The 22,908-nt window shown below is 66.7% G+C and carries 21 protein-coding genes and 1 pseudogene; 10 read left to right on the top strand and 12 right to left on the bottom strand.

The window, feature by feature from the left end; translation table 11 throughout:
• Positions 1 to 3 precede the first annotated feature (3 nt).
• The 4 genes from KEC55_RS23325 to KEC55_RS23310 form a co-directional block, all read right to left on the bottom strand.
• On the bottom strand, positions 4 to 1,578 hold the full coding sequence (locus KEC55_RS23325) for a DHA2 family efflux MFS transporter permease subunit (RefSeq protein WP_282511229.1): 1,575 nt from the start codon (positions 1,576 to 1,578) through the stop codon (positions 4 to 6).
• A gap of 13 nt (positions 1,579 to 1,591) precedes the next feature.
• On the bottom strand, positions 1,592 to 2,683 hold the full coding sequence (locus tag KEC55_RS23320) for an HlyD family secretion protein (protein WP_282511227.1): 1,092 nt from the start codon (positions 2,681 to 2,683) through the stop codon (positions 1,592 to 1,594).
• 64 nt (positions 2,684 to 2,747) lie between these two features.
• Positions 2,748 to 3,179: a MarR family winged helix-turn-helix transcriptional regulator gene (locus KEC55_RS23315; RefSeq protein WP_282511225.1), complete on the bottom strand. Its 432-nt coding sequence runs from the start codon at positions 3,177 to 3,179 to the stop codon at positions 2,748 to 2,750.
• An 81-nt stretch (positions 3,180 to 3,260) separates the two neighbouring features.
• Entirely contained in the window at positions 3,261 to 4,181 is a 921-nt protein-coding gene (locus tag KEC55_RS23310; RefSeq protein WP_282511223.1) for a LysR family transcriptional regulator, read from the bottom strand.
• A gap of 91 nt (positions 4,182 to 4,272) precedes the next feature.
• Here KEC55_RS23310 and KEC55_RS23305 point away from each other — a divergent pair, with 91 nt between their 5' ends.
• The 3 genes from KEC55_RS23305 (at position 4,273) to KEC55_RS23295 (ending at position 6,613) form a co-directional block, all read left to right on the top strand.
• Positions 4,273 to 4,701: a MarR family winged helix-turn-helix transcriptional regulator gene (locus tag KEC55_RS23305; RefSeq protein WP_282511221.1), complete on the top strand. Its 429-nt coding sequence runs from the start codon at positions 4,273 to 4,275 to the stop codon at positions 4,699 to 4,701.
• A 177-nt stretch (positions 4,702 to 4,878) separates the two neighbouring features.
• Positions 4,879 to 6,126, top strand: a complete 1,248-nt coding sequence (locus KEC55_RS23300) for an aconitase X (protein WP_282511219.1) — start codon at positions 4,879 to 4,881, stop codon at positions 6,124 to 6,126.
• Positions 6,119 to 6,613 (top strand): aconitase X swivel domain-containing protein, encoded by a 495-nt coding sequence (locus tag KEC55_RS23295; RefSeq protein WP_282511217.1) that lies wholly within the window; start codon positions 6,119 to 6,121, stop codon positions 6,611 to 6,613. The genes KEC55_RS23300 and KEC55_RS23295 overlap by 8 nt, the downstream gene beginning before the upstream one ends.
• On the opposite strand, the gene KEC55_RS23290 is transcribed toward KEC55_RS23295, so the two are convergent.
• The gene (locus tag KEC55_RS23290; RefSeq protein WP_282511215.1) at positions 6,553 to 7,659 is read right to left on the bottom strand and encodes an AraC family transcriptional regulator; all 1,107 of its coding nucleotides are present in this window, start codon (positions 7,657 to 7,659) and stop codon (positions 6,553 to 6,555) included. The genes KEC55_RS23295 and KEC55_RS23290 overlap by 61 nt on opposite strands.
• Before the next feature lie 75 nt (positions 7,660 to 7,734).
• On the opposite strand from KEC55_RS23290, the gene KEC55_RS23285 reads away from it, so the two are divergent.
• Complete coding sequence (locus KEC55_RS23285) at positions 7,735 to 9,768, top strand: NADPH-dependent 2,4-dienoyl-CoA reductase (RefSeq protein ID WP_282511214.1); 2,034 nt, start codon at positions 7,735 to 7,737, stop codon at positions 9,766 to 9,768.
• Between the two features lie 24 nt (positions 9,769 to 9,792).
• Here KEC55_RS23285 and KEC55_RS23280 read toward each other — a convergent pair whose 3' ends face one another.
• Positions 9,793 to 10,203 carry a DUF2471 family protein gene (locus tag KEC55_RS23280; RefSeq protein WP_282511213.1) on the bottom strand — a complete coding sequence of 137 codons (411 nt, stop codon included), beginning with the start codon at positions 10,201 to 10,203 and terminating at the stop codon, positions 9,793 to 9,795.
• Between the two features lie 138 nt (positions 10,204 to 10,341).
• Positions 10,342 to 11,235: a LysR family transcriptional regulator gene (locus KEC55_RS23275; protein WP_282511212.1), complete on the bottom strand. Its 894-nt coding sequence runs from the start codon at positions 11,233 to 11,235 to the stop codon at positions 10,342 to 10,344.
• Positions 11,236 to 11,321: 86 nt separating this feature from the next.
• Between KEC55_RS23275 and KEC55_RS23270 the strand changes: the two genes are divergently transcribed.
• Positions 11,322 to 12,098 carry an NAD(P)H-dependent oxidoreductase gene (locus KEC55_RS23270; RefSeq protein WP_282511211.1) on the top strand — a complete coding sequence of 259 codons (777 nt, stop codon included), beginning with the start codon at positions 11,322 to 11,324 and terminating at the stop codon, positions 12,096 to 12,098.
• Between the two features lie 100 nt (positions 12,099 to 12,198).
• Here the strand turns inward: KEC55_RS23270 and KEC55_RS23265 are convergent, their stop codons facing one another.
• The 4 genes from KEC55_RS23265 to KEC55_RS23250 form a co-directional block, all read right to left on the bottom strand.
• A complete protein-coding gene (locus tag KEC55_RS23265; protein ID WP_282511210.1) occupies positions 12,199 to 14,433 on the bottom strand; it encodes an ATP-binding protein in 2,235 nt (744 codons plus the stop codon).
• Positions 14,434 to 14,794: 361 nt separating this feature from the next.
• Positions 14,795 to 15,085 carry a muconolactone Delta-isomerase gene (catC, locus tag KEC55_RS23260; RefSeq protein WP_059237400.1) on the bottom strand — a complete coding sequence of 97 codons (291 nt, stop codon included), beginning with the start codon at positions 15,083 to 15,085 and terminating at the stop codon, positions 14,795 to 14,797.
• A gap of 43 nt (positions 15,086 to 15,128) precedes the next feature.
• Positions 15,129 to 16,031 (bottom strand): catechol 1,2-dioxygenase, encoded by a 903-nt coding sequence (catA, locus tag KEC55_RS23255; RefSeq protein ID WP_282511209.1) that lies wholly within the window; start codon positions 16,029 to 16,031, stop codon positions 15,129 to 15,131.
• 31 nt (positions 16,032 to 16,062) lie between these two features.
• Positions 16,063 to 17,196 carry a muconate/chloromuconate family cycloisomerase gene (locus tag KEC55_RS23250; RefSeq protein ID WP_282511207.1) on the bottom strand — a complete coding sequence of 378 codons (1,134 nt, stop codon included), beginning with the start codon at positions 17,194 to 17,196 and terminating at the stop codon, positions 16,063 to 16,065.
• Positions 17,197 to 17,287: 91 nt separating this feature from the next.
• On the opposite strand from KEC55_RS23250, the gene KEC55_RS23245 reads away from it, so the two are divergent.
• Positions 17,288 to 18,178, top strand: coding sequence for a LysR family transcriptional regulator (locus KEC55_RS23245; protein ID WP_282511205.1), 891 nt, complete (start codon positions 17,288 to 17,290; stop codon positions 18,176 to 18,178).
• A 146-nt stretch (positions 18,179 to 18,324) separates the two neighbouring features.
• Here KEC55_RS23245 and andR read toward each other — a convergent pair whose 3' ends face one another.
• A complete protein-coding gene (andR, locus tag KEC55_RS23240; RefSeq protein WP_282511203.1) occupies positions 18,325 to 19,284 on the bottom strand; it encodes an anthranilate 1,2-dioxygenase regulatory protein AndR in 960 nt (319 codons plus the stop codon).
• A 213-nt stretch (positions 19,285 to 19,497) separates the two neighbouring features.
• Here andR and andAc point away from each other — a divergent pair, with 213 nt between their 5' ends.
• The 4 genes and pseudogenes from andAc (at position 19,498) to andAa (ending at position 22,812) form a co-directional block, all read left to right on the top strand.
• Positions 19,498 to 20,769: an anthranilate 1,2-dioxygenase large subunit AndAc gene (gene andAc / locus KEC55_RS23235; RefSeq protein ID WP_282511201.1), complete on the top strand. Its 1,272-nt coding sequence runs from the start codon at positions 19,498 to 19,500 to the stop codon at positions 20,767 to 20,769.
• Between the two features lie 14 nt (positions 20,770 to 20,783).
• Complete coding sequence (gene andAd / locus KEC55_RS23230) at positions 20,784 to 21,260, top strand: anthranilate 1,2-dioxygenase small subunit AndAd (protein ID WP_166954302.1); 477 nt, start codon at positions 20,784 to 20,786, stop codon at positions 21,258 to 21,260.
• Between the two features lie 17 nt (positions 21,261 to 21,277).
• Positions 21,278 to 21,604: an anthranilate 1,2-dioxygenase ferredoxin subunit AndAb gene (andAb, locus tag KEC55_RS23225; RefSeq protein ID WP_282511195.1), complete on the top strand. Its 327-nt coding sequence runs from the start codon at positions 21,278 to 21,280 to the stop codon at positions 21,602 to 21,604.
• Positions 21,594 to 22,812, top strand: a pseudogene (gene andAa, locus KEC55_RS23220) (anthranilate 1,2-dioxygenase system ferredoxin--NAD(+) reductase). The gene andAb and the pseudogene andAa overlap by 11 nt, the downstream one beginning before the upstream one ends.
• The last annotated feature ends 96 nt before the right edge of the window (positions 22,813 to 22,908 follow it).

The raw sequence follows: 22,908 nt of genomic DNA, 5'->3' as shown, positions 1-22,908 counted from the left end.
ATCTCAGTGCGCGTCCGGCGGCGGCGCGTTCAACGTAATGGGTTTGGAAAACACGACGGCAAGCAGCGCGACGACGAAGCACAGCGACAGCGCGTAGTACGCATCGGCATACGTGAGCGTCAGCGCTTCGCGATAAATCAGCCGATGCAGGTTCGCGAGCCCGGCCTGCGCGGTATTCAGCGTATTGCCTGCCACCGAGCCCCAGTAGGCCGCCTGACGATCGAGCAGCGACGCGATCTGCGGTTCGCCGGCACTCACGTGCTCGTTCAGCCGCAGATAGTGAAAGTTCAGCCGGTCGTTGAGCATCGTCGCGCTCACCGCGATACCGATCGCCCCGCCGAGGTTACGCATCAGGTTGAACAACCCGCTCGCCGATTTCAGCCGCGATTGCGGCAGCGAGCCGAGCGCCATCGTCACGATCGGCGGTACGCTGAATTGCTGACCGATGCCGCGCAGCGCCTGCGGCAGCAGCAGTTCCTTCCAGCCCCAGTCGTGCGTGATCGGCGTGTACAGGTAGCAGCCGAGGCCGAAACAGATCAGCCCGAACACCAGCAGCGCACGCATGCTGAAGTAGCGCGCTGCGAACGCATACGCACACAGCGCGAGCAACTGGAACGCACCGACCGACAGCAGCGCGATACCGATCTGCAGCGAGCTGAACGCACGCACCTGCGCGAGAAACAGCGGCGTCAGGAACACGGTCACGAAGATGCCGATGCCGGTCACGAACGACAGCAGGCTGCCGATCCCGAAGTTGCGCACGGCGAGCGCGCGCAGGTCGACGATCGGATCTTTCGCGGTGAGCGCATGCACGAGGAACAGGAAACCGCAGATGCCGGAAATCCACGCGCAGATGACGATCGCATCGTCGCCAAACCAGTTCTTGCGCGGGCCTTCTTCGAGCACGTATTCGAGGCAGCCGAGGAAGCCTGACATCAGCACGATGCCGAGATAGTCGCCGCGCTTGATGAGGCTGAGGTCGGGCTCGTCGATATGCACGTAGCGCGGCACGAGCGCGGCCACCGCGATGCCCGGCACGAGGTTCAGGTAGAACAGCCAGTGCCACGACCACTGGTCGGTGATCCAGCCGCCAATCACGGGGCCGATCGCCGGCGCGAGCGACGCGAGCGCGCCGATGGTCGTCGACGCGATCAGCCGCTGCTTGCCGGGGAACAGCACGAACGCGGTGGTGAACACGGTCGGGATCATCGCGGCGCCGAGCGCGCCCTGCAGCCCGCGAAACAGGATCATCGAGTTGATGTCCCACGCGAGCCCGCACAGCATGCTGGTGATCGTGAAGCCCACGGCCGATGCGACGAACAGCCAGCGCGTCGACATCACCTTCGACAGCCAGCCCGACATCGGGATCACGATGATCTCGGCGATCAGGTAGGCCGTCTGCACCCACGACAGTTCGTCCTGGCTGGCGGAAAGCCCACCGCCGATGTCGCGCAGCGACGACGCGACGATCTGGATGTCGAGCGTCGCCATGAAGAAGCCGACGCACATCAGCGCGAACGCGAATACGCGCTGCCTGGTCGGTTGCGACGCGGGGTCGCCGGAAAACGCGGTGGTCATCGTCGGCTCCCGCTCAGTTCGCGTGATCGGTATGCACGGTCACGACCGCGGACAGGCCGGGGCGCAGCACGTGTTCGATACCGGGCTGCGGATCGAGGTGCACGCGCACGGGCACGCGCTGGACGATCTTCGTGAAGTTGCCGGTCGCGTTCTCGGGTGGCAGCACGCTGAAGGTCGCGCCGGTCGCGGGCGCGACGCTGTCGACGCGGCCGTGCAGCCGCGTGCTCGATGCATCGAGCGCGACGTCGACGCGATCGCCCGCGCGCATCTTGCGCAACTGGTCCTCCTTGAAGTTCGCGTCGATCCACAGCCCGGAAGCCGGTACGACCGTCAGCAGCGGCACGCCGACGTTCGCGAGCATGCCGACGCGGCCCGTGCGGTTGCCGACGTAGCCGTCGACCGGCGAGCGGATCGTCGTGTATTCGACGTTGAGCGCGGCGACGCGCTGCGCGGCCAGCGCGGTGTTCACGCGGGCCTGTGCATCGGCGAGTTGCGCGCCGAGCACGTCGAGTTGTCGCTTCGATGCGAGCAGCGCGGCGTCGCTGCGTTCGACGGCCGCGCCGGCTTTCGAGTAATCGGCGTCCGCGCGCTCGACGATCTGGTTCGACACGGCGTCGGATTTCACGAGTTCGCGGTAGCGCACGCGGTCCGAGGCGGCGCGCGTGAGCTCGGCCGACGATGCGTTCTTGTCCGCCGCGTGCTGGCCGATTACCGCGAATTGCAGTTGCTGCTTCGCTTCGAGTTCGGTCACGGCGGAGCGCGCGCTGTCGACTTCGGCGCTCGCCTGTGCGAGCTTCGCGTCGTAGTCGCGCGCATCGAGCTGCACGAGCACGTCGCCGGCCTTCACGCGCTGGTTGTCGGTCACGAGAATCTTGTCGACGAAGCCGTTGACCTTCGGCGCGAGCACGGTCACGTCGCCGCCGACATACGCGTCGTCGGTGCTCTCCTGGAAACGCAGCACGAACAGCCAGTCGAGCACGGCCGCGGCCACGACGACGACGGTGACGCCTACCGCGATGCGCATCCACGGTACGCTGCGCTGCTTCGCGGGCCGCTCGGTTGTGGCTGCTTCGCGCGTGGCGGCAGCGGCTTGGGTCGTTTCCATCGTTTCACCTATGTATATGCACTAATCAAAGCGATCGACGGCATGGCGTCGATCGGGGAAGGGGCTAGCGTTCCTGCAGGTTGTGCGTGATCCGGAACAATTCGTCTCTCAGGCGGGCCGCCCGTGTCGGCCCGAAGCGCAGCTCGAACGCTTCCTGCGCGGCGAGCCAGTGCACGTGCGCGTCGGCGACCTTCGTTTCGCCGTCCGCGGTCAGCGTGAAGGTCTGGCGGCGGTACGGCGGCTCGATCATGCCCGTCACCAGCGCGGCGCCGACGAGCGGTTTGAGCGCGCGCAGCAGCGCCGTGCGTTCGATCACCAGCACGCTCGACAACGTCGCCATCGTCAGGCCCGGCCGGTCGCGCAGCAGCGCGAGAATGCTGTACTGCGACGGCGTCACTCCGGCCCGCGACAGATAGCGCTCGTAGAACTGCGAGATCCGGCGGGCGGCTTGCCGGACCGCAAAGCAATCGTCGTCGGTGAGGGTGATCTTGTGCATGTGCACATGTTAGGGCGCAGGGCGTCGCGAAGCGATGGGCGGGGCAGGATCAGATTGGTGTCGTGGCTGTACCAATCGCCATCAGGCGGCCGCCGGGACGATCCAGCCTTCGCGGTCGCAATAGGCGGCCGTGTAGTCGATGAACGCCTTGACCTTCGCGGGCAGCAGCACGCGGTTCGCGTACGCGAGCTTGATTTCGACGAACGCGTCGACGAGGTCGGCGTCCGCCAGCAGTTGCACGAGCGCGCCCGACGCGAGTTCGGCCTGCACGAGCGTTTTCGGGACGACGCCGATGCCGAAGTCGTGCATCACCATTTCGCGGTTGAAGACGGGGCTGTTCGACGAGATGTCGAAGCGGAACGGTACGGTCAGCAGGTCGCCGTCGACGCGGAACGACAGCGCGGGCCGGCGCAGCGACGGCGACAGCGGCACGAACGGATGCTCGGCGAGATCGGCCGGCGTCTCGGGGCGGGAATGTTCGCGCAGGTAGGTGGGCGTCGCGACGATCACGACCGGAATGCGCTCAACCAGCCGCACGACGGTCGATTCGCTCGTCAGCATGTACGGCACCACGATGCCGATGTCGTAGCCTTCGCCGACGAGATCGACCGGGCGCTCGGTCAGCGTGACGTCGAGGCGCACCTTCGGATGCGCGCTCTTGAAGCCGGCGATCAGCGGCACGAGCCGGTTCAGCGCGGCCGTCGTGTGCGCGACGAGGCGCAGCAGGCCCTCGGGTTCGCGCGTCTGCGTCTGCGCTTCGACTTCGAGCGCGTCGAGCTCGTCGAGCACGGCCGCGCAGCGCTCGTAGATGCGCTCGGCCGTTTCGGTCAGCGACACCTGGCGCGTGGTCCGGTGCAGCAGCCGGCTGCCGAAGCGCGCTTCCAGATCCGCGACCGCGCGCGACACGACCGGCCGCGCGAGGCCGTGCATGTCGGCGGCGCGCGTGAAGCTGCGCATCTCCACCACCGACCGGAAAATCCGCAGCTTGTCGATGTAGTCCATGTCCGTCTCCTTGATGCGATGGCCGGCCGCCAGCCTGGTTACGGCGGAGTGTACATTGACTTTATGCATATGCACATATAAATTGACGAACATGAACGACACCTCGATTGCCCAAGCGTGCAACTGCCTCGCGCTGCGTCAGGCGGCGCGCTTCGTCACGCAACTGTACGAACGCCATCTGGCCCCGGTCGGCGTCACGCCCGCGCAGTTCTCGATCATGGCGAACCTGACGCACCGGCCCGGCCTGTTGATGAGCGAACTCGCCGACACGCTCGTGATGGATCGCACGACGCTGCTGCGCGCGCTGAAGCCGTTGCAGCGCGACGGTTTCGTCGCGACGGCCGCGTCCGAGCACGATGCGCGCGCGCATGCGCTGCACCTGACGAAGCTCGGCGAGCGCACGTTCGCGCAAGCAAAGATCGCGTGGCAGGCGGCGCAGGACGAATTCGAGACGCAGTTCGGCAGCGCGCGCGCGAAGGCGTTGCGCGGCGAGCTATTCAGCCTGACGGCCGAACGTTAGGCGAACTGGAGCGGAATTCGAGCCATCGATCGCTTCGGTGGCCTCTCATGGTGGAAATTGGTTTTGAATCTGTCCGGATCGATGTCGATCTGGACAGTTTTTATTTCCAGTTGTAGAGTCCTCTGACGGATTTCACGGGCCGGCGCACTGCCGGATACGAGTCACGAGGAGCAACCGATGCTGCAGTTGAGTGACCGCGACGACGCGATGTTGCGCGGGGATTTCGGCGATGGCGTCGCGCGCGCGATGCGGATCGTCGCGCGTACGGCGCAGGTGATGTCCGCGCCGCACCTGATCGACATTACGTCTGCCCATATCGACGGCTGCCTTTATCACGGCCAGACGAGCCTCGACTTCGTCGAGTATTTCGTCGACACCGGCGCGCAGGTCGCGGTGCCGACCACCTTGAACGTCGGGTCGCTCGACCTGATCCATCCCGAGCTGTATCACGGCGACCGCACGATCCAGCGCGATGCGCAGCGCCTGATGGACGCGCATCTGCAACTCGGCTGCGAATCGAGCTTCACGTGCGCGCCGTATCAACTGAAGAACCGTCCCGCGAAAGGCGAGCAGATCGCATGGGCCGAATCGAATGCGATCGTGTTCGCGAACTCGGTGCTTGGCGCACGCACGAGCCGGTATGGCGATTTTCTCGACCTGGCCGCCGCGATCACCGGGCGCGCGCCGTATGCGGGGCTGCATGTCGAAGCGAACCGCGCCGCGCGGATCGTGTTCAACGCGCCGGATTTCAGCGGCCTGGCGTCGCGCGACATTTATTTCGCCGCGCTCGGTCTGCTGATCGGCAAGATCGCGGGCGCGGTCGTGCCGGCGATCGTCGGGCTGCCGGCGGACACCACCGAAGACGAACTCAAGGCGCTCGGCGCGGCGGCCGCGTCGAGCGGCGCCGTCGCGCTGTTTCATGCGGTGGGCATCACACCCGAGGCGCCGACGCTCGACGCCGCGCTGCACGGGCACGCGGCGCAACGCATGGTTGACGTCGCGATGGCCGATCTCGACGAGATTCGCCGCACGCTGAACCACGGTGCGGCCGGCGACGCGCTCGTCGCGGTGGCGCTCGGCACGCCGCATTTCTCGCTGGCCGAATTCCGCACGCTCGATACGCTGCTCGACGCGTTCGACGGCAAGCCGGCGTGCGATTTCTACGTGAACACGAGCCGCTTCATCCTGTGGGAACTGGAGGAAACCGGCCTCGCCGGCAAGTTCGCGGCGCGCGGCATCCAGATCGTCGTCGACACCTGCACGTACATCACGCCGGTGATGAAGCAGTTGTCGGGGCTGGTGATGACCAACTCGGGGAAATGGGCGTCGTATGCGCCCGCGAACATCGGCGTGACGGTCGCGTACGGCAGCATGCGCGAATGCGTGCGCTCGGCGTACGAAGGAAAGGTGCGATTCGATGACTGAAGCGACAGGCAAGGGTCTGACGGGCGACACGCTCGTGCCGGGCAGCGCGTGCGCGCGGCCCTTCGTGCTCGACAAGCCGCTCAGCTTCTGGGGCGGTTACGACTCGGGCGCGGGCAGGATCGTCGATCGCGGGCATCCGCAGGCCGGCGCGAGCCTCGCCGGCAAGGTGATGGTGATGCCGCATGCGAAGGGCTCGAGTTCGAGCAGCAGCGTGCTCGCGGAAGCCGTGCGCAACGGCACGGGGCCGGTCGGAATCGTGCTGAAGGAGCGCGACCTGATCATCTCGATCGGCGCGATCGTGGCCGCCGAGCTGTATGCGATCGCGGTGCCGGTGGTGTGCGTGAGCGACGCCGTGTACGACGCGATCGTCGCCGCGACGGGCGATGTGCGGATCGAGGCGGGCGAGGGCGATGGTGGCGCGCGGATCTACCTCGGTGACGCAGGACCCGACGCCGGTTCCCCCAACCCGCCGGCTGCCTCACGGTAAGCACTCGGCGTCTGCCCGGCCCAGCGCCGGAATGCGCGCGTGAAATTCGCCGGGTCGGTGAACTGCAGCCGCTCGGCGATCGTCTTCAGGTCGAGATCCGACGCGGCGAGCAACTGCTTCGCGTCGCGAAACCGTGCTTCGTCGAGCAACTGCCGATAGCTCGACCCGGCTTCCTCGAGCCGGCGCCGCAGCGTGCGCGTCGACACGAGCAGCGCATCGGCGAGCGTGTCCGGCCCGGGGTAATTGCCTGCCGCCCGCGCCAGTTCCGCGCGCACACGTTCGACGAGATCGCCTTCCTCCTGACGCACCTGCGCATACTCGCGTTCGACCTGCACGAGTGCCTGCCGGTGCGCGACTTCATCGGCGAGCGGCAGCGGCCAGTCGAGCACGTCGCGCGCGATCCACAGCGCGTTGGCCGCGCAGTCGAATTCCACCGGCGGCAACTGGTCGCGATAGCGTGCGAAATACGCGGGCTCCGGCCACGCGAACTGCAGCTCGATCGGCGGCGACGCACGCCCGGACCATTGCGAGATGTTCTGCGCGAGCCCCGTCAGCACGAACTCGAACATCACGTGATGCTGCAGCACGGGGCTGGCCTGCACGCCGTGCAGTTCGAGCGTCGCGCCGCGTTCGTCTTCCGCATAGGTCAGCCGGTACTGGCGATTGCGCATCCGGAAGTAGCGTTGCGTGACGGACAGCGCGTCGCGGATGTCCCGCGCGGTCAGCGTCGCATAGCCGAGAAAGCCGTGCACGGTCGGCTTCAGCAGCAGCCCGAACGCGAGCCCGATGCCCGGATCGCCGCCGATCTCGATCGCATTGAGGACGAGCCGCCCCCATTGCGACGGCGCGACGCGCGCGTCTGGTTCGGCCAGCACCGCGTCGCGCAGGCCGGTGCCGGCGCGCACGGCGGCCAGGTCGACGCCGCGGGCGGCCAGCGCCTGCAGCAGCAGGCGCGTATAGGCAACCGGAATCGTCGGCCGGCGCAGCCCGAGGCGGTCTTTGGCGAGTGGGGAAGTCATGGTGTTTTGGCCGGAAATGACAAGCATTATGGCTGTTTGCCCCCTCACGCTCAAGGCGGCGCGCGCCTACGATGGCAGGCATCGCTTATGGGCTCGACCATCATGACAACCACCTTTCCCCACCTGCTCGCGCCGCTCGACCTGGGTTTCACGACGCTGAAGAACCGCGTGCTGATGGGCTCGATGCATACGGGCCTCGAAGACAGCCGCAAGACGCTGCCGCGGCTCGCCGAATATTTCGCCGAACGCGCGCGCGGCGGTGTCGGCCTGATCGTCACGGGCGGCTTCGCGCCGAACGTGGCCGGCTGGACCAAGCCGTTCGGCGGCACGCTGATGACGTTGGCCGCCGCGCGGCGGCATCGCGAGATCACCGACGCCGTGCATGCGGAAGACGGCAAGATCGCGCTGCAGATCCTGCATACGGGCCGCTACGGGTACCACCCGTTCGCGGTCGCGCCGTCGAAGATCAAGTCGCCAATCTCGCCGTTCGCGCCGCATGAGCTGAGCGCGCGCGGCGTCGAGCGGCAGATCCGCGCGTTCGTGCGTTGCGCGAAGCTCGCGCGCGAAGCCGGTTACGACGGCGTCGAGATCATGGGCTCCGAGGGCTACCTGATCAACCAGTTCATCTCGATGCATACGAACAAGCGCACCGACCAGTGGGGCGGATCGTACGAGAACCGCATCCGCCTGCCGATCGAGATCATCGAGCGCACGCGCGAAGCGGTCGGCCGCGATTTCATCCTGATCTACCGGCTGTCGATGCTCGACCTGATTCCCGACGGCAGCGACTGGAGCGAAACCGTGCAGCTCGCAAAAGCCGTCGAGCGCGCGGGTGCGACGATCATCAACACGGGGATCGGCTGGCACGAGGCGCGTGTGCCGACGATCGCGACGTCGGTGCCGCGCGGCGCGTTCGCGTGGGTGACGAAGAAGATGAAGGGCGAGGTCGGCATTCCGCTCGTGACGACCAACCGGATCAACCGGCCGGAAGTGGCCGAGCAGATTCTCGCGGACGGCTGCGCGGACATGGTGTCGATGGCGCGCCCGCTGCTCGCCGATGCCGAATTCGTCGTCAAGGCCGCGCAAGGCCGCGCCGATGAAATCAACACCTGTATCGGCTGCAACCAGGCGTGTCTCGATCACGCATTCAAGAACAAGGTCGCGTCGTGCCTGCTGAATCCGCGCGCGTGCCACGAGACGGAACTGAAATACACGCCTGCGCAGCAGCCGAAGCGTATCGCGGTGGTCGGTGCGGGGCCGGCCGGGCTCGCCTGCTCGACCGTGCTCGCGCAGCGCGGCCATCACGTCGACCTGTTCGATGGCGCGTCGGAGATCGGCGGCCAGTTCAACATGGCCAAGCAGGTGCCGGGCAAGGAAGAGTTTCATGAAGCGCTGAGCTACTTCGGCCGCCAGGTCGAGCTGACCGGCGTGAACCTGCACCTGAACCGCCGCGTCGATGCAAGCGACCTGATCGCGGGCGGCTACGACGAGATCGTGCTCGCAACGGGCGTCGCGCCGCGCGACCCGAAGATTCCGGGGCAGGACGGGCCGAACGTGCTCAGCTATATCGAGGTGCTCGCGGGCAAACAGCCGGTCGGCCGACGCGTCGCGGTGGTCGGCGCGGGCGGGATCGGCTTCGATGTCGCCGAATATCTGGTGCAGGACGGCGAATCGCCGGCGCTCGATCTGGAAGAGTGGAAGGCCGAGTGGGGTGTAACCGACCCGGCCGCGACGCGCGGCGGCGTGACGCGTGCACAGGTATCGGCCCCGGCGCGCGAGGTGACGCTGCTGCAGCGCAAGGCCGCGCCGCTCGGCAAGGGGCTCGGCAAGACGACCGGCTGGATTCACCGCGCGACGCTGAAGATGAAGCAGGTGAAGATGATCGGTGGCGTGAACTACGAGCTGATCGACGCGCGCGGGCTGCACGTGTCGTACGGCGAGCAGCGCACCGATCACGAGCTGATCGAAGCCGACACGATCGTGCTCTGCACGGGGCAGGAACCGCAGCGCGCGCTGCTCGCGCCGCTGCAGGCGGCCGGGCGCTCGGTGCACCTGATCGGCGGTGCGGAACTGGCCGCCGAACTCGACGCGAAGCGCGCGATCGATCAGGGCGCGCGCCTCGCGGCGCGGCTGTAACGGTACGGCCGCGAGGCGCTGCCGTCACTCCATCTCGACGCGTTGCGTCTCGCGCTCTTCCGCTTCCAGCATCGCCTTGACGATCAGATAGACGGCGGGCAAATCGTCGTCGTCGCGCTTCCAGTCGACGGATTCCTCGACGTCCGCGGCGACCATCCGGCTGTCGCGCAGCCGGATGAAGGCGTCGACGACCAGCGGATCGTTGCGGTTCAGGAAGCCGGAGTTCGAGAACGCCAGCTCCTCGACATTCAGCAGCGCCTGCCAGCTCATCGTGCGGACGGCGGCCGGATGGCTGCGGCGCCGCAAGCCGAGCGCCCGCTGTGCGGGGCCGCCGACGACACGCTGAAGATCGACGACCGCCTGCCGCGCGGCGCGCTCGAAGTGGACGGGATTGAAGCCGGGTTGCTCGGGATCGAATGCGGATGACTGGAACATGGTCGCCTCACTAAAGACCGTCTCGGGGGACGGAATTCGGGTCAAATGACGCAGAAACACTGTAAATATATACAGTGTCTGGCGTACTTTCAAGCCCCCGATGACAGCAGATGGCAGCCGTCCGGCAACCGGACCGTTTCAGACCGCTGCTGCGATGGTCTCCCGCAGCCACCGATGCGCCGGATCGCGATGCACGCGTTCATGCCACAGCATCGACATTTCATAGCCGGGCACCTCGACCGGTGCGTCCACCACGCGCAGCGCGGGCACGTCGCGCACCAGCCGCTCGGGCAGCATCGCGACGAGATCGGTGCTCGCGACGGCCGACATCACGAACAGGAAATGCGGCACCGACAGCACGACGCGCCGCGCGGCGCCGACTTTCGCGAGCGCTTCGTCCGTCACGCCGAAGAAGCCGCCGCCGTCGGGCGACACGATCACGTGTTCGAGCGTGCCGAACTGCGCGAGCGTCGGGCGGCGCTTCAGCTTCGGATGCCCGGCGCGGCCGATGAGCACGTAACGTTCGACGAACAGCGGCAGGCGCCGCATGCCGGCCGGCGAACCCTCGGTCGTGTGGAACGCCAGGTCGATGCCGTTCCGTTCGGCATCCTGCTCGATGCGCGGCGGCACGAGCTCGACGACGGCCAGCCGCGTGCCGGGCGCGGCCGAGCGCAGCATGTGCAGCGCGGGCAGCACGATCGTCGATTCGCCGTAGTCGGTCGCGGCCACGCGCCACGTGTTCGTCGCGGTCGCCGGATCGAACGGGGTAGCCGGAACCACCGCGCGTTCGACGGCTTCCAGCGCGTCGCGCAACGGCTCGCGCAGCGCTTCCGCACGCGCGGTCGGCCGCATTCCGCGCGGCCCCGGCAGCAGCAGCGGATCGCCGAACACGTCGCGCAGTTTCTGCAACTGCACGCTGACCGACGGCTGCGACATGTTCAGCTTCTCGGCCGCGCGCGTGACGTTGTGCTCGGCGAGCAGCACGTCCAGCGTGACGAGCAGATTCAGGTCGAGTCGTCTGAGATTATTCATGGCTATACCTGGAATATCAGGAATTCATTTCAAATATACCTTCGGCGGCGGCATCCTGCAGTCATTCAATCAACGGAGTGACGAACATGAATGTGCTGATCGTTTATGCCCATCCCGAACCGCGTTCGCTGAACGGTGCGCTGCGCGACTTTGCCGTCGAGCATCTCGAAGCGGCGGGCCACAGCGTGCAGGTGACGGATCTGTATGCGATGAACTGGAAGGCGGCGTTCGACGCGAACGACGTGACCGGTCGCGCGCCCGACGCGCGGTTCGATCCGTCGCTGGACTCGAAGCATGCGTTCGCGACGGGCACGCAAAGCGAAGACATCGCGCGCGAGCAGGACAAGCTGAAGTGGGCCGATGCGGTGATCCTGCAATTCCCGCTGTGGTGGTTCTCGATGCCGGCGATCATGAAGGGCTGGGTCGAGCGGGTGTATGCGTACGGGTTTGCGTACGGCGTCGGCGAGCATTCCGATACGCACTGGGGCGATCGCTACGGCGAAGGCTCGTTTGCCGGCAAGCGGGCGATGGTGATCGTCACGACGGGCGGGTGGGAATCGCACTACAGCCCGCGCGGCATCAACGGGCCGATCGACGACATATTGTTCCCGATCCAGCACGGCGTGCTGTATTACCCGGGGTTCGACGTGCTGCCGCCGTTCGTGATCTACCGCACGGGCAAGATGAACGACGCGCGCTTCGACGAAACGCGTGCGGCGCTTGGCCGGCGTCTCGACGATCTGTGGACCGAGCAGCCGATTCCGTTCCGTCGGCAGAACGCAGGTGATTACGCGATCCCGGCGCTGACGCTGAAGGACGGGATCGCGCCGGGGAAGGTCGGGTTCGGCGCGCACGTGAGTTGACTGCCGCAAGTCGGCCCCGAAGACGGGCCCGCCGTTCGCGGGCACGTCGTCGGCCCGCACGCGTGCGGCGCCGCGGGCCGTGCCGTTGCGATCCCGGTCCTCACGCGGGCGGCAGGGAGAACGTAAAGGTCGATCCGCGATCCGCGTTGTTGGTTGCCCATACGCGTCCGCAGTGCGATTCGATGATCGACTGGCAGATCGACAGGCCGATGCCCATGCCGGCAGGCTTCGTCGTGAAGAACGCGTCGAACAGCCGGTCGATATCTTCGTCGCGAATGCCGGCGCCCGAATCCCGCAGCGCGACGGCGACATGGCCGTTGTCTTCCAGATGCGACGTGACGAGCAGGTGGCGCAAGCCGTCGGGCTGGCCGGCCATCGCCTGTATCGCGTTCACGGACAGGTTCATCAACACCTGTTGAAGCTGCACCCGGTTGCCCGAAACCGGCGGCAGGCCGGCTGCGAGTTCGATGCGCAACGCGATGTCGTGATACGCCATTTCCCCGTTGAGCAATGCCACGGTTTCCTCGACCACGTCGTTCAAGGCCAGACTGTCGCGTTGCACGGCGGCGGAGCGCGACGTCAGATCGCGAACCCGTTGCACGATGCTGGCGGCCCGCGTGCTGCTGGAGATCACGCCGTCGAGGCACGCGCGCACTTCGACGAGTTCCGGCGGGTCGCGCTCGATCCAGCGCTGGGCGGTCTGCCCGAAGGTGAGGATCGCCGACAGCGGCTGGCCGACTTCATGCGCGATAGACGCGCTGAGCGCACCCAATACCGTTGCGCGCGCAACGCGTTCGAGTTCGGCGCGGGTCGAGCGAATCTGTTCCTCGGCCTGTCGCGTGGCACTGACGTCCATCACGGCGCCGACGTACTGCGCACCATGATGCGCGGCGTCGAGCGGATGGGCGACCAGATGGACATGCTTGACGGTTCCGTCGGGCATCAGCAATCGGGCATGAACGTCGAGGTGGCCTCTCGACTGCGTGGCTGCCGTCAACGCGGCCTGGAAGGCGCAGGCGTCCTCGGGATGCAGGCGGGCCGCGAACAGCGCGATGGAGGGCGTGGTCGCGGTGTCGTATTCGAGAATCCGGAATGTCTCGGCCGACCACGAAACGGCCGCGGTGGCGATATTCCAGCCGAAGCTGCCGGTGCGGCTCAGGCGTTGCACTTCGGCGAGGAATTCCGCCTCGCTGCGGCGCAGCGCCTGCTCGGCGAATTTGCGCCGGGTGATGTCCGTGTTGCTTTCGAGTATGCCGCGCGGCTCGCCGCCCGCATCGAGCTGAACGGACCACCGGCTCGCGAGGACGAGGGTCTTGCCGTCGCGATTCGTATGAACGAGTTCGCCTTCCCAATGACCGGAGCCCCTCAGGATCGCGTTGATCTCGTCGAGCGGTACGGGGAAGACGGTCTTGAGCAGCGTGTGCGCATGCCGGCCGATCGCGTCGGCGCTTTTCCAGCCGTACAGGGTTTCCGCGGCGCGATTCCAGTACTTGATCGCGTCGTTTTCGTCGCGCACGAAAATGCTGTCGTTCGTGAGATCCAGCAGACGCGCCTGCTCGTGCTGGACGTGTCCGAGAAAACGAATGTACCGGATCAACGCGCAGACGATGAGCGTCGTGACGAGGAACGTCGCGAGTGCGACGATGTCCTGCGTCCGGCTGACCGCCAGCGCGAAATAGGGCGCCGTGAAATAGTAGTCCAGCAGTGCGCCGCCGAGCACCGCGAACAGGACGGCCGACAGCATGGAGCCGAAGATTGCGAGGACGACGATCACCAGCCTCAGCACGAGGCTGGCGGTCGGGTATTCGACATGCCACGCAAGGCATGCCCACGTGGCGGCGGCCACGGCAATACTGCCGCCGACGCAGAACAGCGTGGCGGACACAAACCGCGCGGGCGCGACGGGTTGCCACTTCAGATACTGACGGACCTTGGACAGGACGCTACGCAGTAGCGTCATGCGAGAAGCGGGCGGGATGGTTGAGCGCATGGCAAACGAATGATGGCGTCCTCGGGTACGCGATTCCGGGCGGTGCTTGGTTTTGCAGAGGGTTATCCGTGCGCGGCGCGACGACGCATTCGACCGGACTCTCGATTGCGCGCGCGATCGAGGACGGAACGAGCGGGTGCGAAGACCGCGCGCCGTCAGGTTCGTGGCGTTCGCGCTGCGGGGGGGCGGGCAACATGCGGCGGATTTCCGTGCCGGCACGACACGAGAGAAGTTGCCACGATGCGCCTGAATAGTCCTGAATTTGCCGCTAATTGTTCTTCGCCGGCGGGGAAGGCGCGGGTGCGCGTCGATGATGGGAGGGGGGGCGCCTGGTCCACATGGCATCCGGATGCGCGCTCGCCGGGGCGGCGAGGGATCGGGCCGTGGAATGGCTGGATTTCAGCGTGCGTCTGCTCGCGGGCGCAGCGCGGCGGACGGTGGGAGCCACGCGTCGCGTGCGGACCTGAAAATGCGCCGGTGCCGCGCGCCGTCAAGCCCGGATGGAGTCCGGGGGAATGCGCACTCGTACGGGCGCGGGCGACGGCGCACCCGATTCACGCAGATCCGCGGAAGACAAAACCTGGAAGTCCGTTCGTGGTTAGGGCCGCTTGGCGGCTTGCACCGCGAAAATCCGGCATGACCGTATCGGAATGCCGCGATGCGTCGCCGTCGAAGTGGCGCCGACGCATCGCGATTGCCCGGCCGCTTACCGGTCGTCGTCCCGGATCGACGACGGATGCCGGCACAGCGCCCGCACTTCCATCTCCATGTACGGAAACAGCGGCAACTGGCTCAGCAGGTCATGCAGTTGCTGCACGCTTTCGACGTCGAAGATGCTGACGTTCGCATACTGCCCGGCGATCCGCCACAGATGACGCCAGACGCCTTCGTTCATCAGTCGCTGGCACATCGCCTTTTCTTCCGCCTTCAGCGTTGCCGCCTTGACCGGATCCATGTCCGCCGGCAGGCGAACGGTCATTTCCACATGAAACAGCATCCTGCACTCCTTGAGTTGTCGATACGTCGAACGGGAAGGGCGCTCAGGCCTGTGCGCGTGCCCGCTCGACTTCGCTGCCCGGTACGTCCTGCTTTTCCTTGAGCAGCGAGAAGTCGAAGTCGATCAGCGCGAACTGCCCGTCGACGCCGTACGGCTTGCCTTCCGCGCCTTCCGCCTGCTTGACCGGCGGGATCAGCCCGTCGCGTGTCGCGAACGCGAAGTCGTCCCACAGATGCGGATCGCCGTCGATGTTGATCTGCGTCGTCAGCTTACGATAACCGTCGGCCGAAACGAAGAAGTGAATGTGCGCCGGACGATGGCCGTGGCGGCCGAGCTGGTCGAGCAGTTGCTCGGTCTTGCTGCCCGGCGGCACGCTGTAGCCCACCGGCAGCACGCTGCGGAAGCTGTAGCGGCCGTCGGCATCGGTGCGGATCGAGCGGCGCAGGTTGAACGCGGGCTGCGACTGGTCGAAGTACGAATAGTTGCCCAGATGGTTCGCGTGCCACACCTCGACCAGCGCGTTCGCGAGCGGCGCGCCGTCGTGGCCGAGCACCTGGCCGCGCATGATCAGCGTCTGGCCCGGGTCGGTGCCGTCGTCGAGACGCGCATGGCCGACCGATTCCGGCGCACCGGCGACATACAGCGGGCCTTCGATCGTGCGCGGCGTGCCGCCCTGGATGCCGGCCTGTTCCTCGGCTTCGTCCATCCGCACGTCGAGGAAGCGCTCGAGCCCGAGACCCGCGGCGATCAGCCCGAATTCGCGGCCGGCTTCGTTCAGGTAGTTCAGTGCCGTCCAGAACTCGCTCGGCTGCACGTCGAAATCCTCGATCGTGTAGCAGATGTCCTTCACGATCCGGTTGACGATCGCGCGCACGCGCGGATTGCCCGGCTTCTCGGCGGCGTCGTCGAAGGTCTTCAGCAGTGCGTCGATGGCTTGCTTGTTCATCTGTGTCTCCGGTTTCGGTTGTCGTGTGGGGTCAACGGGCGCCGCGTTGCATCCGTTCGATGCGGGCCCAGTCGAAGGTGATGCCGAGGCCGGGCGTCGCCGGCAGGTGCAGCTTGAAATCCTGGTAGCGCAGCGGCTCGACGAGGATTTCCTCGGTGAGCAGCAGCGGGCCGAACAGCTCGGTGCCCCATTTCAGCGAGTCGAACGTGCTGAACAGTTGCGCGGACGCCATCGTGCCGGCCGCGCCCTCGAGCATGGTGCCGCCGTACAGTTCGATGCCGGCCGCCGCCGCGATCGACGCAACGCTCGCCGCGCCCTGCAGGCCGCCCGATTGCGCGATCTTCACCGCGAACACGTCGGCCGCGCGATCCTGCGCGAGCGCGAACGCATCGACGGGGCCGTGCAGCGCCTCGTCGGCCATGATGGGCACCTGCGCGAGTTGCGTGAGGCGTTTCAGCCCCGCGCGGTTGGTCGCGGCGATCGGCTGCTCAACGAGGCTCACGCCGGCTTCGGCGAGCCGCGCGCCGGCCCAGATTGCGTCGGTTTCGCTCCATGCCTGGTTCACGTCGACCCGCACATCGCCGCGCTCGCCTAGCGCGCGCTTGATCGCGACGACGTGCGCGACGTCGTTCGCGACCGCGTTCGAGCCGATCTTCAGCTTGAACGCACGGTGGCGGCGCGCGTCGAGCATCGCTTCGGCTTCCGCGATGTCGCGCTGCGTATCGCCGCTCGCGAGCGTCCAGGCGACGTCCACCGCATCGGTCCGGCGGCCGCCGAACAGCTCGGACAGCGGTACGCCGAGACGTTGCGCCTGCGCGTCGAACAGCGCGGTCTCGATCGCGCACTTCGCGAAACGGTTGCCCTGGAACAGCTTGCGTGCGCGCGCCATCGCGGCGCCCGGACGCGTCGCGTCCATGCCCTGCAGCAGCGGCGCGAAGTAAGTGTCGATGTTGACCTTGATGCTTTCGGGGCTTTCCTCGCCGTACGCGAGGCCGCCGATGGTCGTCGCCTCGCCGACGCCTTCGATACCGTCCGTGCATCGAACACGGACCAGTACGAGGGTCTGGCAATTCATCGTCGCGACCGACAGTTTGTGGGGCCTGATCGTCGGCACGTCGACGAGCAGCGTCTCGATGCGTTCGATGGTGGCGGCAGTTGCTATCATGCGATTCCTCCTGTTGGTGCACATGGTAGGAATTCCCGCCCCGCGTCGTCCAACACTCTTTCCGACTACTTCCATACCTTTGAGGCATGAAATGGAATTGCGTCAGCTCCGCTACTTCATCGCCGTCGCCGAGGAAATGAACATCACGCGGGCGGCGGAGCGCTTGCACATGACGCAGCCGCCGCTGAGCCGCCAGCTCCAGGCGATCGAGGACGAGATCGGGCTGCCGCTGTTCGAGCGCGGTGCGCGGCCGCTGAAACTGACGGATGCGGGGCGGGTGTTCTACGCGCAGGCGAAGCGCCTCGTCGACCAGGCCGACGAGCTCGGTCCGCTGACGCGGCGGCTCGCGCAGCTGTCGGAGCGGATCGTGATCGGCTTCGTGCCGTCGACGCTGTACGGCGCGCTGCCGGACGTGATCCGCGCGTTTCGCGAGGCGCAGCCGGAAGTGGAACTGTCGCTGATCGAAATGTTCACGCTGGAGCAGCTCGGCGCGCTGAAGGGCGGGCGGATCGACGTGGGCTTCGGCCGGCTGCGCTTCGACGACGACCAACTCGTGCGCGAGGCGCTGATCGAGGAAAAGCTGATCGCGGCGCTGCCGGTCGGGCATCCGCTCGCCGATCCGGCACGGCTTCTGACGCTCGCGGATATCGCGAACGAGACGCTGATCGTCTATCCGAGCACGCCGCGGCCGAGCTTCGCCGACCAGCAGCTGTCCGCGTTGCGCGACGGCGCGCTGGTGCCGGCGGCCGTGCACGAAGTGCGCGAACTGCAGACGGCGCTCGGGCTCGTGGCCGCGCAGGTCGGTGTGTCGCTGGTGCCGGAGAGCGTGGAGGGCGTGCGCGTAAAAGGCGTGGTCTACCGGCGGTTGCCGGAGCCGGCCGCGACTTCGCCGATCATCATGAGCCGGCGGCTGCACGGTGAAAGCGCGGCGACTGCCGCGTTCTGCGCGATTGCGCGGGATATGATCGGGGCATCGGCCTGATGGGCGTCGCCGCTCTCAAATATCGCAACTAACGGTCTGTTTCGGTGGGCGCCAGTCAATGCGGACGAGGTGTCGCAATGTCATGCACGGCGATGCAAGCCGCGCGCCGGTCGTACAGGTTGCGGGCCGCGCCAGCGAATGCATCGCTATCGCTTCGCGTCGAGCGTTTCCGATGGAGACTCGCCGAACTTTTCCCGATACGCGATCGCGAATCGCCCGAGGTGGGTAAACCCGCAATCGAGCGCGACATCGGCGATCCGCCGGTCGGACATCGCGCCGCGCAGCAGTTCGCGCGCATGGTCGAGCCGCGTCGCGCGCAGGTATTGCATCGGGCTCATTCCGCGGAACTGCAGGAACGCGTCGCGCAGCGTCCGCTCCGGCACGTTGGCGGCCTGGACGATATCGGCGAGCTGCAGCGGCTGAGCGTAGTGCGCGTTCACGAACTCCTGCGCGCGTCGCACGAAGCCCGGTGCCGGATCGCGGCGTGACGCGTGCAGTACCGACGGCGGGTGGCCCTCGATCAGCAGGTCGATCAGCAGGTGCTCGAGCTGCGACGCGACGCGCGGGTTCGCGTTCGCGCGTTCGAGCAGTTCGGGCGAGCGCGCAACGAGCATCAGTTGCTGGCGCCACGCGGCGAGTGCGGCGTCGCTGACGTGCAGCACGGGATCGAGCGTCGCGCGCGGGTCGCCCGTGAGCGAGCCGACCGTGGCTGCGTCGATGCGCAGCACGAACTGCTCGCAATCGGCGGACAGCACTGCATCGAAGGGCTCCCCGGGCGCGCACAGCACGCCGGTCTGGCCGTCGACGCCGAGCTGCCGCCCCATCGCGCGCACCTCTGCCTGGCCGGACAGGCAGAACATCAGCAGGTAGTAGCCATCGACCGCGTCGACCTGCACGCGCATCGCGTCGCCGAATGCGATCGTGCCGATCCCGAGCCCGCCGAGCCTGACGAAATCCATGTGCGACGCACCATGCGTGCGACCGTTCGGCAGCAGCGCATGCGGCTGCATCACGCGCGAGATCCGCTCGCGCGTCTCGTCGAGATCGCGGGATTCGAACAGCCGGTGCGCGCGCAGCGCGAGCGGCTCGAACGACGTTGGGGACATGGGCCTCAGCCTTTGTATGGGCGACGCGCGCTTCGATCCGATGAATGGGTCGCGATCGTGCGCAGGGTCGTGTGTGCCGCCATGCTAGCGCAGAAATCCGCCGAAAGTGGATATTGCGCCGCCGCAATCGCACTTTCCGGATAGACGGCGAATATTAGCCTTTCAAAAATGGACTCCATCTTGTTAATGAAACGGAACCACAAGGAGTCCGACATGGAGCAGACAGAATCGCCCGTCGTGTTCGCCCCGCGCGACGACGCGTCCGCCGTGAGCTTTCCGCACGACGACGGCTCGCGCGTGCCGTACAAGGTGTTCAGTTCGCAGGCCGTCTACGAACGCGAGCAGGAACGCATCTTCCGCGGCCCGACGTGGAACTTCGTCGCGCTGGAAGCGGAAATCCCGAACGCCGGCGACTTCAAGAGCACGTTCGTCGGCGATACGCCGGTGGTCGTCACGCGCACCGAGGATGGCGCACTTTCCGCGTGGGTGAACCGTTGCGCGCACCGCGGCGCGCAGGTGTGCCGCAAGTCGCGCGGCAACGCGAGCTCGCACACGTGCGTGTATCACCAGTGGAGCTTCGATAACTCCGGCAACCTGCTCGGCGTGCCGTTCCGGCGCGGCCAGAAGGGGATGTCCGGGATGCCGGCCGACTTCGACCCGAAGCAGCACGGGCTGCGCAAGCTGCGCGTCGACAGCTATCGCGGGCTCGTGTTCGCCACCTTCAGCGACGATGTGATGCCGCTGCCCGACTATCTCGGCGAGCAGATGCGCCCGTGGATCGACCGGATCTTCCACAAGCCGATCGAGTATCTCGGCTGCACGCGCCAGTATTCGAAGTCGAACTGGAAGCTGTACATGGAGAACGTGAAGGACCCGTATCACGCGAGCATGCTGCACCTGTTCCATACGACCTTCAACATCTTCCGCGTCGGGATGAAGGCGCGCTCGATTCCGGATGCGAATCACGGGCTGCACAGCATCATCACGGTGACGAAGACGGGCGACGATACGTCGGCCGCGTACAAGCAGCAGAACATTCGCTCGTTCGACGAAGGCTTTCATCTGGAGGACGAATCGATTCTCGATCTCGTGTCGGAATACGACGAGGATTGCACGAACCATATCCAGCCGATCTTCCCGCAGCTCGTGATCCAGCAGATCCACAACACGCTGGTCGCACGCCAGATCCTGCCGAAAGGCCCCGACAACTTCGAACTGATCTTCCATTTCTTCGGTTACGCGGACGACACGCCCGAGCTGCGCGCGCTGCGCATCAAGCAGGCGAACCTCGTCGGGCCGGCCGGCTATATCTCGATGGAGGACACCGAGGCGACCGAGCTCGTGCAGCGCGGCACGGTGCGTGACGGCGACGCGACGTCGGTGATCGAGATGTCGCGCGGCAATCCGGACCAGCAGGACACGGTGATCACTGAAAGCCTGATCCGCAAGTTCTGGGTCGGCTACCAGAAGCTGATGGGCTATTGAGGCGGGAGCGCGAAATGACGGAAGACATGAAGACGTGGTTCGAGATTTACATGCTCCAGAACCGCTATATCGGGCACCTCGACAACAACCGGCTCGAAGCATGGCCGACGATGTTTACCGAGGACTGCACGTACGAAATCGTGCCGAAGGAGAACGCCGACCTCGGGCTGCCGGTCGGGATCGTCCACTGCACGAACCAGCGCATGCTGCGCGACCGCGTGGTGTCGCTGCGGCACGCGAACATCTATGAAGAGCACACGTACCGGCACATGACATCGGGCCTGACGATCGTCGCCGAACGCGACGGCGAGATCGACACCGAGAGCAACTACGTCGTCGTGCAGACGCGCAGCAACGGCGAGTCGAACGTGTACCAGGCCGGCAAGTACTACGACACGGTCGTGCGTACGCCCGACGGGCTGCGCTACAAGACCAAGCGCGTGATCTACGACACGTCGCGCGTGCAGACACTGCTCGCGACGCCGATCTGACGAAGCAAGGAACCGACATGACCGAAGCAACGCTGGCCGAGTGGCATCCGCTCGGCGCTTTCGACGAATTCTCCGAAGACGAACCGGCGGCGCGCGTCGCCGGCCAGAAACCGATCGCCGTGTTCCGGATCGGCGACGAACTGTTCGCGATGCACGACCTCTGCACGCACGGCCATGCGCGGCTGTCCGAAGGCTATGTGGAGGACGGCTGCGTCGAATGCCCGCTGCACCAGGGGCTGATCGACATCCGCACCGGCGCGCCGAAATGCGCGCCGATCACGGAGCCGGTGCGGACCTATCCGATCCGGATCGTCGACGGGCAGGTGGAAGTCAATGTCGACTGATCCGTTCGTGATCGTCGGCGCCGGCCACGCGGCGCGGCGCACGGCCGAAGCTGCGCGAACGCGATGCGGCGGCGCGCATCGTGATGATCGGCGCGGAGCGCGAGCTGCCGTATGACCGGCCCGCGCTGTCGAAGGATGCGCTACTGACGGACGGCGGCGAGCAGCGCGCGTTCGTGCGCGATGCGGCGTGGTACGACGCGCAGCGCATCGAGTTGCGGCTCGGCACGCGCGTCGATGCGATCGAGCGCGCCGCTCAGCGCGTGCAGCTCGACGACGGCGCGACGTTACCCTATGCACGCCTCGTGCTCGCGACGGGTTCGCGCGTACGTACGTTCGGCGGGACGGTCGACGAAGGCGTCACGCCGCACTACGTCCGCACGGTCGACGATGCACGTGCGTTGCGTGCGCGGCTTGCGCCGGGACGCCGCGTGGCGGTGCTCGGCGGTGGTTTCATCGGGCTCGAGGTGGCGGCTGCCGCGCGCCAGCTCGGCTGCGACGTGACGGTGATCGATCCGGCACCGCGCTTGTTGCAGCGTGCGTTGCCGGAAGTCGTCGGTTCGTATGCGCGCCAGCTGCACGATGGGCGCGGTGTGGTGTTCCAGATGGCGACGCTGCCGCGCGCGATCCGTCGCGCACCGGGCGGCGGCGCGATCGTCGAGACTGATCGCGGCGATGTGCCGGCCGATATCGTCGTGGTCGGCATCGGCGTGGTGCCCAACGTCGAGTTGGCACAGGCGGCCGGGCTCGACGTCGACAACGGGATACGCGTCGACGCGGGCTGCCGCACGACCGACACCGCGATTTTCGCGACGGGCGAGGTGACGATGCACTTCAACCCGCTGCTCGGGCGTCACGTGCGGATCGAATCGTGGCAGGTCGCCGAAAACCAGCCGGCCGTCGCGGCCGCGAACCTGCTCGGCGCGGACGAAACCTATGCCGAGCTGCCGTGGCTGTGGTCCGATCAGTACGACTGCAACCTGCAGATGCTCGGGCTGTTCGGCGGCGAACGCACGATCGTCGTGCGCGGCGATCCGGCGAGCGGGCCGTTCACGGTGTTCGGGCTGGGCGACGACGGCAGGATCGTTGCGGTGGCCGCGGCGAACCTGGGCCGTGACATCGGCGCATCTCGCCGTCTGATCGCGGCAGGGGCCGTGCCCGATCCGGCGAAGCTGGCCGATCCGGCGGTGAACCTGAAGTCGTTCATGTAAAAGCAGGATGCGCGGCGCGTGCGCCGTGCATCCCGGCACCGCCTGCGTGTTTGTCGGCCGCGACGAAATCGGGGATATTAGCGGCATCGCCGATCC

Source organism: Burkholderia cepacia, assembly GCF_029962485.1.
Taxonomy (GTDB): domain Bacteria; phylum Pseudomonadota; class Gammaproteobacteria; order Burkholderiales; family Burkholderiaceae; genus Burkholderia.
Note: the sequence above shows the minus strand (reverse complement) of the source record. Positions and strands in the feature narration are given on the sequence as shown.